18 protein-coding genes are annotated in these 16,779 nt (G+C 66.4%); 15 read left to right on the forward strand and 3 right to left on the reverse strand.

Annotated features, from left to right (window positions below; translation table 11 throughout):
* The first annotated feature begins 17 nt into the window (after positions 1-17).
* The 14 genes from BVG12_RS21105 to BVG12_RS21170 all read left to right on the forward strand — a co-directional run bounded on the left by BVG12_RS21105 (position 18) and on the right by BVG12_RS21170 (position 13,805).
* Positions 18-1,514, forward strand: coding sequence for a S41 family peptidase (locus tag BVG12_RS21105; protein ID WP_075794121.1), 1,497 nt, complete (start codon positions 18-20; stop codon positions 1,512-1,514).
* A complete protein-coding gene (locus tag BVG12_RS21110; protein ID WP_075794122.1) occupies positions 1,511-2,266 on the forward strand; it encodes a HesA/MoeB/ThiF family protein in 756 nt (251 codons plus the stop codon). The genes BVG12_RS21105 and BVG12_RS21110 overlap by 4 nt, the downstream gene beginning before the upstream one ends.
* A 166-nt stretch (positions 2,267-2,432) precedes the next feature.
* Positions 2,433-2,888: a type II secretion system major pseudopilin GspG gene (gene gspG, locus BVG12_RS21115; protein ID WP_075794123.1), complete on the forward strand. Its 456-nt coding sequence runs from the start codon at positions 2,433-2,435 to the stop codon at positions 2,886-2,888.
* A gap of 13 nt (positions 2,889-2,901) precedes the next feature.
* Positions 2,902-3,402: a type II secretion system minor pseudopilin GspH gene (gspH, locus tag BVG12_RS21120; RefSeq protein WP_075794124.1), complete on the forward strand. Its 501-nt coding sequence runs from the start codon at positions 2,902-2,904 to the stop codon at positions 3,400-3,402.
* Between the two features lie 10 nt (positions 3,403-3,412).
* Positions 3,413-3,802, forward strand: coding sequence for a type II secretion system minor pseudopilin GspI (gspI, locus tag BVG12_RS21125; RefSeq protein ID WP_075796486.1), 390 nt, complete (start codon positions 3,413-3,415; stop codon positions 3,800-3,802).
* The gene (locus tag BVG12_RS21130; RefSeq protein WP_075794125.1) at positions 3,799-4,482 is read left to right on the forward strand and encodes a PulJ/GspJ family protein; all 684 of its coding nucleotides are present in this window, start codon (positions 3,799-3,801) and stop codon (positions 4,480-4,482) included. Before gspI ends, BVG12_RS21130 begins: the two co-directional genes overlap by 4 nt.
* Positions 4,479-5,456: a type II secretion system minor pseudopilin GspK gene (gene gspK / locus BVG12_RS21135; RefSeq protein WP_075794126.1), complete on the forward strand. Its 978-nt coding sequence runs from the start codon at positions 4,479-4,481 to the stop codon at positions 5,454-5,456. Before BVG12_RS21130 ends, gspK begins: the two co-directional genes overlap by 4 nt.
* 79 nt (positions 5,457-5,535) lie before the next feature.
* Positions 5,536-6,747, forward strand: coding sequence for a type II secretion system protein GspL (gspL, locus tag BVG12_RS21140; protein WP_075794127.1), 1,212 nt, complete (start codon positions 5,536-5,538; stop codon positions 6,745-6,747).
* Positions 6,744-7,262: a type II secretion system protein M gene (locus tag BVG12_RS21145; RefSeq protein WP_075794128.1), complete on the forward strand. Its 519-nt coding sequence runs from the start codon at positions 6,744-6,746 to the stop codon at positions 7,260-7,262. The genes gspL and BVG12_RS21145 overlap by 4 nt, the downstream gene beginning before the upstream one ends.
* On the forward strand, positions 7,259-8,032 hold the full coding sequence (gene gspN / locus BVG12_RS21150; protein ID WP_075794129.1) for a type II secretion system protein N: 774 nt from the start codon (positions 7,259-7,261) through the stop codon (positions 8,030-8,032). Before BVG12_RS21145 ends, gspN begins: the two co-directional genes overlap by 4 nt.
* Positions 8,029-10,392, forward strand: coding sequence for a type II secretion system secretin GspD (gene gspD / locus BVG12_RS21155; RefSeq protein WP_307189082.1), 2,364 nt, complete (start codon positions 8,029-8,031; stop codon positions 10,390-10,392). The genes gspN and gspD overlap by 4 nt, the downstream gene beginning before the upstream one ends.
* Before the next feature lie 6 nt (positions 10,393-10,398).
* The gene (gene gspE, locus BVG12_RS21160; protein WP_075794131.1) at positions 10,399-11,823 is read left to right on the forward strand and encodes a type II secretion system ATPase GspE; all 1,425 of its coding nucleotides are present in this window, start codon (positions 10,399-10,401) and stop codon (positions 11,821-11,823) included.
* 3 nt (positions 11,824-11,826) lie between these two features.
* Positions 11,827-13,047, forward strand: coding sequence for a type II secretion system inner membrane protein GspF (gspF, locus tag BVG12_RS21165; protein ID WP_075794132.1), 1,221 nt, complete (start codon positions 11,827-11,829; stop codon positions 13,045-13,047).
* Positions 13,048-13,058: 11 nt separating this feature from the next.
* A complete protein-coding gene (locus BVG12_RS21170) occupies positions 13,059-13,805 on the forward strand; it encodes a type II secretion system protein N (RefSeq protein WP_075794133.1) in 747 nt (248 codons plus the stop codon).
* A gap of 13 nt (positions 13,806-13,818) precedes the next feature.
* Here the strand turns inward: BVG12_RS21170 and BVG12_RS21175 are convergent, their stop codons facing one another.
* Complete coding sequence (locus BVG12_RS21175; RefSeq protein WP_075794134.1) at positions 13,819-14,550, reverse strand: helix-turn-helix domain-containing protein; 732 nt, start codon at positions 14,548-14,550, stop codon at positions 13,819-13,821.
* Positions 14,551-14,787: 237 nt separating this feature from the next.
* Between BVG12_RS21175 and BVG12_RS21185 the strand changes: the two genes are divergently transcribed.
* On the forward strand, positions 14,788-15,174 hold the full coding sequence (locus BVG12_RS21185) for a cupin domain-containing protein (protein ID WP_229503674.1): 387 nt from the start codon (positions 14,788-14,790) through the stop codon (positions 15,172-15,174).
* Positions 15,175-15,194: 20 nt separating this feature from the next.
* On the opposite strand, the gene BVG12_RS21190 is transcribed toward BVG12_RS21185, so the two are convergent.
* On the reverse strand, positions 15,195-15,392 hold the full coding sequence (locus tag BVG12_RS21190) for a hypothetical protein (protein ID WP_075794137.1): 198 nt from the start codon (positions 15,390-15,392) through the stop codon (positions 15,195-15,197).
* Between the two features lie 27 nt (positions 15,393-15,419).
* Entirely contained in the window at positions 15,420-16,754 is a 1,335-nt protein-coding gene (hslU, locus tag BVG12_RS21195; protein WP_075794138.1) for an ATP-dependent protease ATPase subunit HslU, read from the reverse strand.
* Positions 16,755-16,779: the final 25 nt, after the last annotated feature.

Raw genomic sequence — 16,779 nt, forward strand, 5'->3', positions numbered from 1 at the left:
ACAATCCAGGAACAAGCATGGGCAAGAAACTCAAGAACCTCGGTCTGATCGGCCTCGGCATGGTGGCCGGGGTGGCCGCCTCGGTCCAGTACTCGGCACTGGCGCAAAAAGGCGGCGACGCCCCGTTGCCGCTGGACGAACTGCGCCAGCTCGCCGATGTGTACGCCCTCATCAAGAGCGATTACGTCGAGAAGGTCGACGACAAGAAGCTGTTGTCGGACGCCATCGCCGGCATGGTGAATTCGCTCGATCCGCACTCGGTCTACCTGGACCAGAAGGACTTCGCCGAGATGCGCGAAGAGGTGCAGGGCCGCTTCGTCGGCCTCGGCATCGAGATCGCGATGGAGGACGGCTACGTCAAGATCGTATCGCCCATCGACGATTCGCCCGCCTACCGCGCCGGCATCAAGGCTGGCGATCTGATCACCCGCATCGACAACGTGCCCGTGAAGGGCCTGTCGCTGGACGACGCCATCAAACGCATGCGCGGCGAGCCGCACAGCAAGGTGATGCTGACCATCGCCCGCCGCGGCGCCGACGCGCCGTGGGTCGTGCCCGTCGAGCGCGAGGAAATCCACGTGGCCAGCGTCAAGGCAAAGATGATCGAGCCCGGCTACGCCTGGCTGCGCATCAACCAGTTCCAGGAAGAGACCGTCGACGAGGTTGCCGACAAGCTCAAGGATTTATACGCCCGTAACCCGAACATCAAGGGGCTCGTGCTCGATTTGCGCAACGATCCGGGCGGCCTGTTGCCGAGCGCGATCGGCGTGTCGGCCGCGTTCCTGCCGGCGAACGACGTGATCGTGTCGACGAAGGGCCAGCTGGCCGAATCGAATACGACGTTCTACGGGCGGCGCGAATTCTATGCCGTCAAGCCGGGCGCCGATCCGCTGGCGAAACTGCCGGCCGCACTGAAAACCGTGCCGATGGTGGTGCTGGTCAACACGGGCTCGGCATCGGCGTCGGAAATCGTCGCGGGCGCCTTGCAGGATTACAAGCGCGCCATCGTGATGGGCAGCCAGACGTTCGGCAAGGGATCCGTGCAGACCTTGCGCCAGCTGACGCCGGACACGGCCGTCAAGCTGACGACGGCACGTTACTTCACGCCGAAAGGCCGCTCGATCCAGGCGCTGGGCATCGTGCCCGATCTCAAGGTCGACGAGACGCCCGAAGGCGACGGCCTGAACGCCGTGCGCGTGCGCGAAGCCGACCTGGATCACCATCTGAAGAACGAAGCGGCCGACAGCAAGAGCGCCAATGCGAAGTCGCGCCGCGACGAGCTCGAGGAAGAACAGTTCACCGTCGCCGCGCTGAAGAACGCCAAGCCGGTCGAATTCGGCGGCAAGGACGATTTCCAGCTGGCGCAAGCCCTCAATCACTTCAAGGGCCTGAAGGTGGAACTGGCCAAGGCCGATCCGGACGCCGATAAGCCGGCGCCGGCCAAGCTGCCGGGCCAGGAGCAGAAGCCGGCCGAGATCAAGGACGGCGCCAAGCCGCCTGCGCCGAAGCGATGAACGACCAGCAACTGCTGCGTTATTCGCGCCATATCCTGCTCGACGAGATCGGCATCGAAGGCCAGGAACGCCTGCTGCGCGCGCGCGTGCTCGTGATCGGCGCCGGCGGCCTCGGCTCGCCGGCCGCGCTGTATCTGGCGGCGGGGGGCGTCGGGCGCCTGACCCTCGTCGACGACGATACCGTCGACCTGACGAATCTGCAGCGCCAGGTGATGCACACGACGGCGCGCGTGGGCCAGCCAAAGGTCGAGTCCGGCCGTGAAGCCCTGCATCAGATCAATCCCGACGTCGAGGTCGTCGCCTTGCGCGAACGCGCCGATTCCGCGCGTCTGGCGGAACTTGTTGGCGCTGCCGATGTCGTACTTGATTGCAGCGACAACTTCGCCACCCGCCACGCCATCAACCGTGCCTGCGTTGCCGCCGGCGTTCCGCTCGTTGCCGGCGCCGCGATCCGTTTCGACGGGCAGATCTCGGTCTACGACGTGCGCGACCCGGCATCGCCCTGCTATGCCTGCCTGTTCCCGGAGGATGGCAAGTTCGAGGAAGTGGCGTGCAGCACCATGGGCGTGTTCGCACCGCTGGTCGGCATCATCGGTGCCATGCAGGCGGCCGAGGCGCTCAAGCTGCTGGCCAGGAGCGGCCGTTCGCTGGCCGGCCGGCTGCAGATGCTGGACGGGCGCAACATGGAATGGACGGAAATCGGCGTGGCGCGCAACCCGTGCTGCCCGGTCTGCGCGGGGCGACCGGCGTAGAATGAAGCTGCGGTATCCGGCCGCTCACGCCGAAAGTGTCTTTCTGCGCCGTCTATCTTACAATTAGACAATTTTCCGAACGAGTTGGAATATTTTCCAAACGACTTTTAACGTCACGAGGTCGCGTTCGGCCTTATACTGTTTTTTCGACACATTCATCACATCTATGCAGAACTTCAAGCATCGTTTCGCGCGGCAGCGCCGCCAGGGCGGTTTCACCCTCGTCGAAATCATGGTCGTCGTGGTCATCATCGGCATCCTGGGCGCGCTCGTCGTGCCCAAGCTGCTGGGCCGAACGGGCGAGTCGCGCGTGACCGCGGCCCGCGTCGACATTGCCACCCTGATGTCCGCGCTCAAGCTGTACAAGCTCGACAACCAGCGCTATCCGACCACCGAACAAGGCCTGCAAGCCCTCGTCCAGAAGCCGACCAGCGGCCCCCCCGCCAACGGCTGGAAGGAAGGCGGTTACCTCGAGAAGCTGCCGAAAGACCCGTGGGGCAATCCGTACCAGTACCTGTCGCCTGGCCTGCACGGCGAGGTCGACGTGTTCTCGCTGGGCGCGGACGGCCAGCCGGGCGGCACCGGCGAGGACGCCGACATCGGCTCGTGGGACAACAAATAACCCCGATACGCCGATGACCAAGCGCGCGCGCGGCGTCCCGCGCCTGCCCGGCTCGCCGGGCCACCGCGGCTTCACCCTGGTGGAGATCATGGTCGTGATGGTCATCATCGGCGTCACGCTGGGACTGGCGAGCCTCAACGCCATCCCGAGTCCCCACCAGGACCTGCAGAAGGAAGCGCAACGCCTCGCCCTGCTGCTGCAACTGGCGCGCGACGAGGCCATCGTGCGCAACCGCCTCGTCGCGTTCGAGGCCACGCCCGAGCGCTATCACTTCCTCGTGCGCACCGAAACGCGCTGGCAGCCGATCACGAACGACGACCTGCTGCGCGAGCGCGATTTCAAGAATGCCCCGCTGACCCTGCTGCTGGACCCGATCAGCGCGGGCACCGTCAATCCGCTGCGCATCACGTTCGGCAGCGAACCCGTCGACAAGCCGTTCGTGCTCACCCTGGCCAGCGGCAACGACCGCGTCGCCATCCGCGCCGACGGGGTCGGGCACTTCACGGTGGAGTGAGGAGGCGATGATGAACCGCATCCGATTCCCGCACCGCCAACGCGGCTTCACGCTGCTGGAAGTGCTCGTGGCGCTCGTCATCGTCGGCACGGCGCTGGGCGCGGGCCTGCGTGCCGTCGGCAGCCTGACGGCCAACAGCACCGGCCTGCGCGCGTCGATGATGGCGACGTGGTCGGCCGAGAACCGCCTCGTGCAGATCCGCCTCGGCAAGGAATTCCCGGACATCGGCAAGCACAGCTTCGACTGCCCGCAGGGCGACCTGCACCTCGTGTGCCAGGAAGAAGTCATCGCCAGCCCGAATCCGCGCCTGCGCCGGGTCGAAGTGTCCGTGTTCGACATCGAAAACCCCAACCGGCGTATCGTCAAGCTGGTACAACTCGTATTGAAACCGTGGCGATGACGACTTACTCGCGGCCCCGCGGCTTCACGTTGGTGGAGCTGCTCGTGGCGATCAGCATCCTGGCCATCGTGGCCGTGCTCGGCTGGCGCGGGCTGGATAGCATCGTGCGTGCGCGCGTGGCCCTCACGCAGCAGATGGAAACGACGCGCGGCATGCAGCTGGCGTTTGCCCAGATGCAGAGCGACTGCGAGCACATCGTCCAGCGCGACGTCGTCGACCAGCGGCCCTATCTCCTCATCGGCGCCGACCGTTTTACGCTCGTGCGCGAAGTGTTTACGGAAAACCAGCCGTCGCGGCTGCAGGTGGTGGCCTACCGCATCGTCAACGGCACGCTGATCCGACGCGAATCGCCGCCGACGCGCGACCTGGTCCAGCTCGACGCCTTGTGGCAGGCCGTCACCAGCGATGCCGACAGCAACCCGGCCGTGGCCCTGCAGGCCGGCGTGACGGGGATGCAGGTCGCGACCTGGCTCAATAATGCATGGCGCCAGGGCGGTGTCGATCCCGGCGCGAATGCGGCCGGCACGGCGCAGGCCCCCTCCGCGGCCGCGCCGCCGCAGCAGTCCGATCAGGCGGCGCCGCCGCAAGCGGCGAACGAACCGACCGGCATGCAGGTGGCGTTGCAGGCCCAGGGCCTGCAGGCGCCGATGGTCAAGTCCTTCCTGCTGGGGGAGCCATGAGATTGCGACATACACCCTGGCGCGAACGCGGCGTGGCCGTGATCACGGCGCTGCTGCTGACCACGCTGGCGATTTCCATCGTCGCAAGCCTGTTCTGGCAGCAGCAGGTGCAAGTGCGCTCGATGGAAAACCAGCGCCTGCACCTGCAGACCAAGTGGATCCTGCGCGGCGCGCTCGACTGGGCGACATTGGTCCTGTTCCAGGACGGTATCGACCATCGCGACTACACGTCGCTCGACCAGGTATGGGCGACGCCGCTGGCCGAGACGCGCCTCGACCAGTACGTCGAGCGCCAGCGGGTCGAAGGAGAAAGTTTCGATGCCAGCCTGTCCGGTAACATTGTGGACGCATGCTCGCGTTACAATTTGCGCAACCTGGGGATGGGCAAAGGGCTGCCGGATCCGCAACAGCTGGAGATTTTCAAACGCCTGCTGAACAACCTGCAGCTGGACCAGGGGCTGGCGCTGCGTGTGGCCAACTTCGTCGCGGCCGGATTGCCGGCCACGGCGGAGGACATGGCCGATCCGACGCGCCAGCCCGCGCCCGTGATCGGGGCGCCGGTGAAGATCTTGCAAGTGGAGGATTTATTGACGGTGCAGGGCGTGACGCCGGCCGTCGTCGAGCGCCTGCGGCCGTTCGTGACCGTGCTGCCGGGAAAGACGCCGGTGAACGTCAACACGGCGCCGGCGGAAGTGCTGGCGGCCCTGATGGCGAACATGTCGGTATCGGAAGCGAATACGTTGATCGTGCGGCGCAAGCAGGCACCTTGGCGCGAGAAGACGTATTTTGACGCGGACATCGGCGAGGGCCGGGATGCGACGCCGGGGGCGGCGAGCGTGAAAAGCGACTGGTTCCTGGTCGACACGCGGATTCGCCTGGACCGCGCCGCGCTGGATGCGCAGGCGCTGATCCACCGGTCGCCGGCTCTGGTCGCTGGCGGCGGGCCCAAAGTGGTGTGGATACGCCAATATTAAAAAAGTTTTAAGTGAGGTCTCGAGGGATAGCGCAGGGCATGTTAAAACGACCAACAAGAGATCGAGAAAGCGAGACAGTTTGAGTACACTTTATATCCGGCATCCTGCGCGTGCCGAAGGTGAACATGCGTTGTGCCGCTTCGCCCTCGTCACCGATGACGGCGCGATCGACCAGCATGGCGAAGGACCACTGCGCAACCTGGGCGACCTGGTCGGCACGAGCCGCCGCATCGTGCTGCTGCTGGCCGCGACCGACGTCACCCTGTTGCAGGTGCAGGCGCCGCCGCTGTCCGGCGCGCGCCTGAAAGCGGCGCTGCCGGCCTTGGTCGAAGAACATATCCTGGGCGATCCGCTCGATGCCGTGCTCGTCGCGGCGCCCGAACAGCCCGACGGCACGCGGCCCATCGCCGTCGTCGAGCGCGACTGGCTGGAAGTCATCGTGAAAAGCCTGCTGGCCCAGGGCGCGCGCACCATCATGGCCGAGCCCGCGCAACTGTGCTTGCCTTTGCAGCCGGGCAGCGTCTCGGCTGCAATTTCCGGTGTCGAACTGACGTTGCGCCAGAGCCTGTTCCAGGGCTTCGGCCTCGCGCTCGATGCGACCCCGTCCGTCGTGCTGCAGACCGCGCGCGCCTTCAGCGGTGACGCCCCGCTCGTGCTGTACGTGCCGCCCGCTCAACTGGGCGAGTACCAGGCGCTGGCGCAGGAAGCCGGCCCCGGCATCACGCTCGAAGCCGACGACTGGACGCACTGGATCGCCGGTTCCAAGACCACCGCGCTGGACCTCGTGAGCGGCCTGGGCGCGGCAGGCAGCCCGGCGCGCGACTGGCGCCGCTGGCGCTGGCCGATCGCGCTCGCCGCACTGGTCATCGCCGTCAACCTGATCGGCCTGAACGTCGACTGGCTGCGCCTGCGCCGCGAAGCCAACACGATCCGCCAGTCGATGACGCAGACCTTCCGCAACGTGTATCCGCGCGAGACGGCGATCCTCGATCCGGTGCTGCAGATGCGCCAGAACGTCGCCCGCGCGCGCGCCAACACGGGCGAGGTGGCGCCCGACGAATTCACCTACCTCGCATCGGCACTGGGCGAAGCGACGCGCTCGCTCGGACGTCCGATTGGAATTACATCAATTGAGTACCGCGAACGCGCGTTGACCGTCAAAGTCAAACCGGAAACGGTCGACCCCGGTTTGACCGGGCAGTTGCGCACGGCCCTGGCCACGCGTCGGCTCACGCTGGAAGAAGCGGCGCCGGGCAACTGGGTCATCCGCAGCACGGGAGCCAAACCATGAGCATCGCCACCACCATCGCCCAGTACCGCGAGCGCGCGACGGCGCTCTGGCTCGCGCGCACCGAGCAGGAGCGCCGTTTCCTGGCGGTCGGCGGCGGCGTCGTGCTGGCCGCGCTGTTGTATCTGCTGCTGGTCGATCCGGCCATCGAAGGGCGCGCCCAATTGCGCCGCTCGCTGCCGCAACTGCGCCAGCAAGCCGCCGAGCTGCAGTCCATGGCCCAGGAAGCGACCGCGCTGGCGCAGGCGCCCGAAACGCACGTCGTGCCGCTCACGCGCGAAGCCGTGACCAGCAGCCTGTCCGGGCGCGGCCTGAATCCGCAATCGCTGTCGATGAACGGCGAGTACATCAAGCTGCAATTGAATAACGTGGCGTTCGCCAACCTGGCCATGTGGCTGGACGAGCAGCGCCGTGCCAACCGCTTGCTCGTGCAGGACGCCACCGTGACTTCATTGCCCGCCGCCGGCCAGGTCGACGCCAGCCTGACCTTGCGCCAGAACACCGGCAGCGGCCGATGAAGCGGACGTTCGCCTGGATCGCACTGCCGACGCTGGCAGTGATCGTCACCGTGCTGGCGTTCCTGCCGGCCGCCTGGCTGGGCCCGATGGTCGAACGCCAGACCGGGGGACGTTTGACTCTGGGGGATGCGCAGGGTACGCTTTGGCGCGGCTCAGCCTTTGTGGGCGGCGCGCCGGGCAGCAGCGGCGCCGTCACGCCGTTGCTGCCCGGACGCTTTACCTGGCGCCTGTCGCCGCTGGTGCTGTTCGGCGATGTCAGCATGGACCTGGCCAACGACCAGGCGCTGGCGCAGCCGGTGCACGTCAGCGGCAGCTGGTCGCAATGGCAGATCAGTGCCGGCCAGCTGCTGTTGCCGGCCGAGGGCCTGGTCGGGTTGGGCGCGCCCCTGAACACTCTTGCGCTCACGGGCACGATCAAGCTGTCCTGGAATCTGCTGGACATCGCGCGCCAGGGCAATACCGTGGCCGTGAGCGGCCGCACGGTGCTCACGCTGACCGACATGGGATCGCGCATGAGTCCGATCAAGCCGCTCGGCAGCTACGAGATGGCCATGGACTGGCACGGCCAGCGGGCCGATGTGGTGCTGCGCACGGTGAGCGGTGCGCTCTTGCTGTCTGGTAATGGAGCATTGGAAAATGGCCGCCTGCACTTCTCGGGGCAGGCGGCAGCGGCCGACAAGTACGAAGACACGCTGGGCAACCTGCTCAACCTGCTGGGGCAACGGCGTATGGTGAACGGCAAGAACATAATCGCGTTAGAGTTCAGATGATGAAAACAAACCTCCGTAGCACCAAGCAACCTCCAGCCCTGCGCCGCATCGTGGCCGCCGCCATGGTGTGCTGCCTCGTCGGAACAAGCGTGCCGATCGTGCCCGCCTTCGCCCAGGACGGCGGCGGCGCCGCGCTCAACTTCGTCAACGCCGACATGGAGTCGGTGATCAAGGCGGTCGGCCATTACACGGGCACGACCTTCATCATCGACCCGCGCGTCAAAGGCACGCTGACCCTCGTGTCGGAAAAAACGTTGACCAAGGCCCAGGCCTTTGCCCTGCTGACCTCGGCGCTGCGCCTGCAGGGCTATGCGGTCGTCATGGGCGAGGGCTATGCCAAGGTGGTGCCGGAAGCGGAAGCGAAGCTGCAATCGTCGCCCACGCAGGTCGGCGTCGGCGGCGCGAAGGCCAGGGGCGACCAGATCGCCACGCAGGTCTATCGCCTGCAGCATGAATCCGCCGCCAACCTGACGGCCGTGCTGCGTCCGCTGATCTCGCCGAACAACTCGATCATGGCCGATCCGGGCAACAACAGTCTCGTGATCACGGATTACGCCGATAATCTGCGCCGCCTGTCGAAGATCATCGCCGCGCTCGACGGCCCGGCCGTCGGCGACCTCGACGTGATCCCGATCCGCAACGGCATCGCCAGCGACGTCGCCACGCTCGTCACGCGTCTGATGGAACCGGCCGCCGGCGGCGATGCCGGCCGCGTCACCGTGCTGGCCGATCCGCGCACCAATACCGTCATCGTGCGCGCGCCGTCCCCGGCCCGCGCGAACATGGCGAAGAACCTGATCGCCAAGCTCGACCAGCCGACGACGGAACTCGGCAACATCCACGTGGTGTATCTCAAGAACGCCGACGCCAGCAAGGTCGCGCAGACGCTGCGCGCCGTCGTGTCGCAGGATGCGTCGGCCGTGCCGGTGCAGCAGCAGGGCACGTCGGGCGGCTCGATCCAGTCCACCGGCACCGGCGGCGCGGGTACCGGCGCCGGTTCGCTCGGCGGCCAGCAAGGCCAGCAGAGCAGCGTCGGCATGGGGGGCACGGGCGGCAGCTTCGCCCAGCAGGGCCAAGCCACGTCCGGCGGTGCCGGCGGCGGCCAGGGTTCGGGCTTCATCCAGGCCGATGCGTCGACCAACAGCCTCATCATCACGGCGCCGGATGCCGTGTACCGCAACCTGCGCGCCGTCATCGACCAGCTCGACGTGCGCCGCGCCCAGGTCTACATCGAGGCGCTGGTGGTCGAGGTCACGTCGACCGATGCCTCCGAATTCGGCGTGCAATGGGTGGGCCTGACCGGCAACAACAACAGCAGCTACCGCGTGGGCGGCCTGCAATCGTTCAGCCTCGGCGGCAGCAGCAACAACATCGTCAACCTGGCGCTGGCCGCGGCGACGGGCATCCACGGCTCGTCCAGCACCACCACGGGCAGCTCGATCCCGACGCCGACCGGCCTGTCGATCGGTCTCTTCAAGCAGGTCAACGGCGAGCTGGGCCTGGGCGCGATCGCGCATGCCCTTGAAAGTACGGGACACGCCAACATCTTGTCCACACCGAACATGATCACCCTGGACAACGAGCTGGCGACGATCAAGGTCGGCCAGAATATCCCGATCATCACCGGTTCCTTCACGACGGGCGCGAGCGGGGCGAGCAATCCGTTCCAGACGGTCGACCGCAAGGACGTGGGCCTGCTGCTGAAAGTGCGCCCGCAGATTTCCGAAGGCGGTACCATCAAAATGGCGATCTACCATGAGAATTCGGGGATCGACAATTCCGTCAGCACGTCGTCGGGAATCGTGACCACCGTCCGCGCGATCGAGAGCAACGTGTTGGCCGACAACGGCCAGATCGTCGTGCTGGGCGGCCTGATCTCGGACGACGAATCCGAGAACAACGAGAAGGTGCGCGGACTGGGCGACATTCCGATACTGGGCAACCTGTTCAAGTACCGGACCCGGAATCGCGCCAAGCGTAATTTGATGGTGTTCCTGCGCCCCGTCGTGGTCCGCAGCAAGGAACAGAACGACAGCCTGTCGATGGACCGTTACGAATTCATGCGGGCCGCCGGCGAGATGGCGCAGCCGGCCAATGACACCGTGCTGCTGAAGAACCTCGGCGCGCCGGTGTTGCCTAACCTGACCAATGGCCAGCCGCCCACGGGCGGCGCGATGGCCACGGTGCCGCCGCCGGCACCGGCCGCCGCGCGTCCGGGCGCCGCCACGGGACCGGGCACGGTCCAGCCGAAGTCCCAGGGCCAGCCGGTCCAGCCGGCCGCGCCGGAATTCCGTCCGGTGCAACCCGCGCAACCCGCGCAACCCGAGTATCGGCCGGCGCTACCTCCCCAACAGAACTGACAGACGATGAATAACTTGTTGCCCTTCGCGTTCGCCCGAGATTATGGCGTGCTGGCGCGTTCCAATGGCGACCCTTCGCAAGCCGTCGAAGTGCTGGTCTCGAACGCGACCAAGCCGGCGGCGATCGCCGAGGTCTCGCGCCGTTTCGGACGCATCACACTGCGGCGGATGGAACGCGCCGAATTGGAATCGGCCATCGCGGCCGCGTACCAGTCGGCCGGCGGCGACGCGTCGCAGGTCGCGGACGAGTTCGACGCCGACCTCGACCTGACCAAGCTCTTGCAGGACGTGCCCGCCATCGAGGACCTGCTGGAATCGTCCGACGATGCTCCGGTCATCCGCATGATCAATGCGCTGCTCACGCAATCGCTGCGCGAAGGCGCGTCGGACATTCACATCGAGCCGTTCGAGCAGACGTCCGTCGTGCGCTTCCGCATCGACGGAGCGCTGCGCGACATCGTGCGTCCGCGCAAGGCCATCCATGCGTCGCTGATCTCGCGTATCAAGATCATGTCGCAGCTCGACATCGCGGAAAAGCGCCTGCCGCAGGACGGCCGCATCACGCTGCGCATCGGCGGCAAGCCCGTCGACGTGCGCGTCTCGACCTTGCCGACCGGCCACGGCGAGCGCGCCGTGCTGCGTCTGCTCGACAAGGAAGCGGGCCGCCTCGATCTCGGCCACCTGGGCATGAGCGAGCAGATGCTGCCGCAGTTCGACAAGCTGATCAACCAGCCGCACGGCATCGTGCTCGTCACGGGCCCGACCGGTTCCGGCAAGACGACCACCCTGTACGCGTCGCTGTCGCGCCTGAATTCGACGACCACCAACATCATGACGGTGGAAGACCCGATCGAATACGACCTGCCCGGCATCGGCCAGACGCAGGTCAACGCCCGCATCGACATGACCTTTGGTAAAGCCCTGCGTGCGATCCTGCGCCAGGACCCGGACGTCATCATGATCGGCGAGATCCGCGACCTCGAAACGGCCCAGATCGCCGTGCAGGCGTCGCTGACGGGCCACCTCGTGCTGGCGACCTTGCACACGAACGACGCCGCCTCGGCCGTGACCCGTCTGCTGGACATGGGCATCGAACCGTTCCTGCTGTCGTCGTCGCTGCTGGGCGTGATGGCGCAGCGCCTCGTGCGCAAGCTGTGTCCGTACTGCAAGCGCCAGGAGGGCGGGCAGTGGGTGGCGGTCGGTTGCGACCGCTGCGGCCACACGGGCTTCCACGGCCGCGTGGGCGTGTACGAACTGCTCGAGACGAACGAGCAGATCCGTTCGCAAATCCACAACCAGGCCGCCGAGGCCGAGATCCGCGACACCGCGCTGAAAGTCGGCATGAAGACGATGCGCGAGGATGGCGAACGGTGGGTGCGCGAAGGCGTCACGACGGAAGCCGAACTGGTCCGCGTGACCAAGGCGGACTGATCGATGCCAGCCTTCCGCTACGAAGCCGTCGACGCCGGTGGCGTCACCCGCAAGGGCGTCCTGAACGCCGACAGCCCCCGTGCCGCGCGCGCCGACCTGCGCCTGCAGGGATTGACACCGCTGGCTGTCGAGGCCATCGCGGCCCAGGTCGACGAGAGCGGTGCGGCGCGGGCACGCGGCTTCGGCGAGCGCCTGTCCCAGGTCGAGCTCGCGCTGTTCACGCGCCAGCTCGCCAGCCTGCTGGAAGCCGGCCTGCCGCTCGAGCAGGCCTTCACGGCCCTGCTGGAACAGGCCGAGCGCGCCTACGTGCGCGACCTGATCGCGTCAATCCGGTCGGAAGTGATGGGCGGCGCCTCGTTCTCCAGCGCACTGGCGCGCCATCCGCGCGACTTCGCCGAGATCTACCGCGCCCTCGTCGCGTCCGGCGAACAGATCGGCCAGCTGTCGCGCGTGCTGTCGCGCCTGGCCGACTACATCGAACGCCGCAACGCCCTCGTGCAGCGCGTGCGTCTTGCTTTCACTTATCCGGCGATCGTCACCGTCGTCGCGTTCGCGATCGTGATCTTCCTGCTGACCTATGTCGTGCCGCAGATCGTGTCGGTGTTCGCGAACACCAAGCAGAAGCTGCCGTTCCTGACGGTCCTCATGCTCGGCGTGTCGAACTTTACGCGTGCTTACGGGATCTATGTCGCATTGATCGTCATCGCGCTGTGGTTCGCGTGGCGCCGCGCACTGCAGAACCCGGCGCTCAAGCACCGCTGGCATACGTGGCTGCTGAACGCGCCCGTGTACGGTAAGTTCGAGCGCAGCCTGAACACGACCCGCTTCGCCAGCACGCTGGCGATCACGACCGGATCCGGCGTGCCCATCCTGCGCGCGCTCGAGACGAGCCGCGACACGTTGTCGAACGTGGCGATGAAGGACCTCGTGGAGCAGGCGACGGCCAGCGTGCGCGAAGGCGTCAGCCTGGCGCGCGCGTTGTCGGCGCAAAAGCTGTTTCCGCCGATGCTCGTGCACATGATCCGCGCGGGCGAGATCACGGGCGAGCTGCCGGCCATGCTCGAGCGGGCGTCGAATTCGCAGCAGGTCGAGCTCGAGCGGCGCACGATGACCATCGCCGGCCTGCTGGAACCGGTGCTGATCCTGGCCATGGGCCTCGTCGTGCTGTTGATCGTGCTGGCCGTGCTGATGCCGATTATTGAAATCAACCAGTTGGTGCAGTGACAAGGAAACTGATGAACAAGCGCGTGCCTTTACTCCTGAGCCTGCTGGGCGTCATCCTGCTGGCGGCGTCACTCGCGTATTGGATCCTGCAGTTGTATCAGCCGCCGCAGCGTCCGCTTGCGGCGGTACCGCAGGCTGCGCTGCCCGACCCGGCCATCGACGCCGCCGCCACCTTGTTCGGCGGCCAGGTTTCCGTGGCGAGCGCGACCAATTACCAGTTGACGGGCGTCGTGGCGGACGGGAGCAGCAGCGTGGCGATCATCGTCGCCGAAGGTTCGCCGCCGAAAGCGCTGAGGGTGGGCAAGGAGCTAGCGCCGGGCATCACCCTGGCGGAAGTCCATCCCCGTTACGTGATGCTGTCCGACGGCGGCGTGATGAAGCGCGTCGACCTGGCGACGGATGCCAAGGCCGCCGCGCCGATGGGCGGCCCGGCCGGCGTGCCTGGTGCCCCGGGGGCGCCGCAGCCGAACGCCCAGCCGAATGCCCAGCCGAACTTCCCGCAGCCCCAGCAGATCACGGTCGCACCGGCCGTGCAGCCGGTGCAGAACAATGCCGCGGCCGTGCCCGAACCGCCGATGTCGCCGGGCGCCGTGCAGCCGCAACAGCAGCCATCGATGACGAACCCGGGCGACGTCGGCGCGCACGACAATCCGCCGCCGGCGAATCCGAACCCGATCAATGGGGCGCCGAACCAAGTCCCGATGCCGCCACAGACGCGCGGCAGCGAGAACCCGGCCGGCCAGACGAACACGCAGTGAGCGGCACCGCCGTTCAACGCCTGAGCGCAGTGAACGCGGAAAATTCCCACGAACGAAATCCCACCAGCAACGTAAAACCGTCGCGCTCCTGCGGCGGCAGGCGGCGGTCGTTGCGGTGCATGCGCGCCAATTCGCCGGCCAGCTGGTGAATCTTTTCCGCCAGTTCGGCCGCGCTTGCCAGCGACAGGCGCGCGGGCAGGCACATCAAGGTTTCGCCGGCGCCGTCGAAGCGGCCGGCGAAATAATCCTCGACGACGTTCGTGCGGAAGAAGCGCTGCACCGGCCCGTCCGGCAGCCAGCGGAAGGCGTTCGACACGCGCAGCGTGTAGCGGTTCAGCGGTTTCAGTTCGATCACGCCGAGCCGGTCGAGTTCCACGAGCAGCCCGATGCATTCGGGTTCGGTCAAACGATAGGTTTCGACCACTTGCTCCAGGCTCCAGTGACCCAGACAACAGATCGCGACGAGCAGCAGGCGCGGATTGGCCACGAGAGCCGTTTCCTGCACGAGGGTCAAGGTGTCCGCCTGCGGACGCGCATCGGCCGCGCGCCGCAGCACATCCTCCATCGCGATGCCCGCCGCCTGGCAGATCTGGGCCAGGCGCGACAGAGTCATGTCCTTCTGGCCGAACATGCGCTTGATACTCGATTCGCTCATGGCGATGCGGTCGGCCAGCATTTTGTAGGTGATCCCGGCGGCGCGCAATTCGGCGCGCAGGATGTCCAGCAGCATGTCGGGAGAGCTCATGGGTGGTGTCGTTTCCCTGTTTTCGTTCGTCAACTCGCGCTAACGAATGTACAGAAGAAGGCAAGCCAGTTCAAGAAATGCCGGGTCCAGCCGGCGCCCGGCGCCGTGCGCGCGCGGGACCGCTTGATGGGCCCGGTTAGCGTCGTGATGCGCATCAAAACATGCCGGCGTCCACGCAGCGCCGCCGTCGTGCTACTGTCTAAGTGCTGGCATCGACGCGTGAAGACGGAGGTGATCATGAGGATGAAAACGACGCCGGTCATCGTGCTGGCCTTGCTGGGCGCGGCGGCATTGGCGCAGGTCGCGGGCGTGCGGCGCACCGATCTGCTGCGGCACGACAGCGTGGTGCCGGGACGCGAAGTCGTCGAGGTGCGTGTCGAGGTCGAGCCTGGCCATGGCGTACCGAGGCATACCCATCCGGGCGACGAAGTCCTTTATGTTGTCGAAGGCACGCTGGAGTACCTGCCCGACGGCAAGGCGCCAGTGACGCTCAAGGCGGGGCAATCCGTATTCATCCCGGCCGGCGCCATCCACGCGGCCAGGAATCCCGGCACCGGGAACGGGGTTGGCATCGCCACCTATTTCGTCGACAAGGGCAAGCCGCTGATCACGCTGGCGAAATAACGGCGCCGGAGCGCCGGCCGTCACTCCTCGTCCGGCTCCAGCTTGGTCTTCTTGAGCGCACGCTTGGCGGCCAGCCGTTCGCTGGCCGTCGTCTTGGCGTGCGAGCCGGCCGCGCGCGCCTTGGCGAAGCCGGCGAACGGGTTGCGGGGTTTGAGCGGCGGCGTCGGCTCGACACGCAGCCGCATCTTCTGCCGGGTTGCCAGTGCTTTGTTTGCCATCGCCGCCTCCTTTCTTACCGTCGTGGATTACAACACGTAGCGCGACAGGTCTTCGTTGACCGCCAGCGCATCCAGGCGCTCGTTGACGTAGGCCGCGTCGATGACGAGCGTTTTGCCCGCCTTGTCGGTGGCCGAATACGAGATCTCTTCCAGCAGCTTTTCCATCACCGTGTACAGGCGGCGCGCGCCGATGTTCTCGGTGCGCTCGTTGACGGAATAGGCGATCTCGGCCAGGCGGTGGATGCCCTCGTCGGCGAATTCCAACTTCACGCCTTCCGTCGCCAGCAGGGCTTCGTACTGCTTGGTCAGGCTGGCGTCGGTCGACGTCAGGATGCTTTTAAAGTCGTCGATCGACAGCGATTCCAGTTCGACGCGGATCGGGAAGCGGCCCTGCAGCTCGGGGATCAGGTCCGACGGCTTGGACAGGTGGAACGCGCCCGAGGCGATGAACAGGATGTGGTCGGTCTTGATCATGCCGTACTTCGTGTTCACCGTCGTGCCTTCGACGAGCGGCAGCAGGTCGCGCTGCACGCCCGCGCGCGAGACGTCGGCGCCGCCGTGTTCCGAGCGCGAGGCGATCTTGTCGACCTCGTCCAGGAACACGATGCCGTTCTGCTCGACGTTGGCGATGGCTTTCTGCTTCATCTCGTCTTCGTTGATGAGCTTGGCAGCTTCCTCGTCGACGAGCAGCTTCATCGCCTCCTTCACCTTCATCTTGCGGGGCTTCTTGCGACCACCGCCGACGCCGGCGAACATCGACTTGATCTGTTCCGTCATCTCTTCCATGCCCGGCGGCGCCATGATTTCCATCTGGGGCGCGGCATCTAGAACGTCGATCTCGACTTCCTTGTCGTCCAAAGAACCTTCGCGCAGGCGCTTGCGGAAGGTCTGGCGCGTGGCATCGCCGCCTTCCTTGTTGTCGCCGCTGACGTTGAAGCCGAAGTCGCGCGCCGGCGGCACGAGGATGTCGATGATGCGGTCCTCGGCCGCGTCCTCGGCGCGCTGGCGCACCTTCTTCATTTCGCTGGCGCGGGTCTGCTTGACGCCGATGTCGATCAGGTCGCGGATGATGGTGTCGACGTCGCGGCCGACATAGCCGACTTCGGTGAACTTGGTCGCTTCGACCTTGATGAACGGCGCATCGGCCAGCTTGGCGAGGCGGCGCGCGATCTCGGTCTTGCCGACGCCGGTCGGGCCGATCATGAGGATGTTTTTCGGGGTGATCTCGTGGCGCAGCGGTTCCTCGACCTGCTGGCGGCGCCAGCGGTTACGCAGCGCGATCGACACGGCGCGCTTGGCTTTACCTTGGCCGACGACGTGCTTGTCGAGTTCCGAGACGATTTCGGACGGAGTCATGTTCATATGTGTGCTCATGAATGCTTGCTTG

Source organism: Massilia putida (assembly GCF_001941825.1).
In the GTDB taxonomy this organism is placed as follows: Bacteria; Pseudomonadota; Gammaproteobacteria; order Burkholderiales; family Burkholderiaceae_D; genus Telluria; species Telluria putida.

Bases quoted from the DNA above. Each gene is read 5' to 3' on its own strand.
- BVG12_RS21105 (WP_075794121.1), top strand. From the start codon at position 18: ATGGGCAAGAAACTCAAGAACCTCGGTCTGATCGGCCTCGGCATGGTG.
- BVG12_RS21110 (WP_075794122.1), top strand. From the start codon at position 1,511: ATGAACGACCAGCAACTGCTGCGTTATTCGCGCCATATCCTGCTCGAC.
- gspG (WP_075794123.1), top strand. From the start codon at position 2,433: ATGCAGAACTTCAAGCATCGTTTCGCGCGGCAGCGCCGCCAGGGCGGT.
- gspH (WP_075794124.1), top strand. From the start codon at position 2,902: ATGACCAAGCGCGCGCGCGGCGTCCCGCGCCTGCCCGGCTCGCCGGGC.
- gspI (WP_075796486.1), top strand. From the start codon at position 3,413: ATGAACCGCATCCGATTCCCGCACCGCCAACGCGGCTTCACGCTGCTG.
- BVG12_RS21130 (WP_075794125.1), top strand. From the start codon at position 3,799: ATGACGACTTACTCGCGGCCCCGCGGCTTCACGTTGGTGGAGCTGCTC.
- gspK (WP_075794126.1), top strand. From the start codon at position 4,479: ATGAGATTGCGACATACACCCTGGCGCGAACGCGGCGTGGCCGTGATC.
- BVG12_RS21145 (WP_075794128.1), top strand. From the start codon at position 6,744: ATGAGCATCGCCACCACCATCGCCCAGTACCGCGAGCGCGCGACGGCG.
- gspN (WP_075794129.1), top strand. From the start codon at position 7,259: ATGAAGCGGACGTTCGCCTGGATCGCACTGCCGACGCTGGCAGTGATC.
- gspD (WP_307189082.1), top strand. From the start codon at position 8,029: ATGATGAAAACAAACCTCCGTAGCACCAAGCAACCTCCAGCCCTGCGC.
- gspE (WP_075794131.1), top strand. From the start codon at position 10,399: ATGAATAACTTGTTGCCCTTCGCGTTCGCCCGAGATTATGGCGTGCTG.
- gspF (WP_075794132.1), top strand. From the start codon at position 11,827: ATGCCAGCCTTCCGCTACGAAGCCGTCGACGCCGGTGGCGTCACCCGC.
- BVG12_RS21170 (WP_075794133.1), top strand. From the start codon at position 13,059: ATGAACAAGCGCGTGCCTTTACTCCTGAGCCTGCTGGGCGTCATCCTG.
- BVG12_RS21175 (WP_075794134.1), bottom strand. From the start codon at position 14,550: ATGAGCTCTCCCGACATGCTGCTGGACATCCTGCGCGCCGAATTGCGC.
- BVG12_RS21185 (WP_229503674.1), top strand. From the start codon at position 14,788: ATGAGGATGAAAACGACGCCGGTCATCGTGCTGGCCTTGCTGGGCGCG.
- BVG12_RS21190 (WP_075794137.1), bottom strand. From the start codon at position 15,392: ATGGCAAACAAAGCACTGGCAACCCGGCAGAAGATGCGGCTGCGTGTC.
- hslU (WP_075794138.1), bottom strand. From the start codon at position 16,754: ATGAACATGACTCCGTCCGAAATCGTCTCGGAACTCGACAAGCACGTC.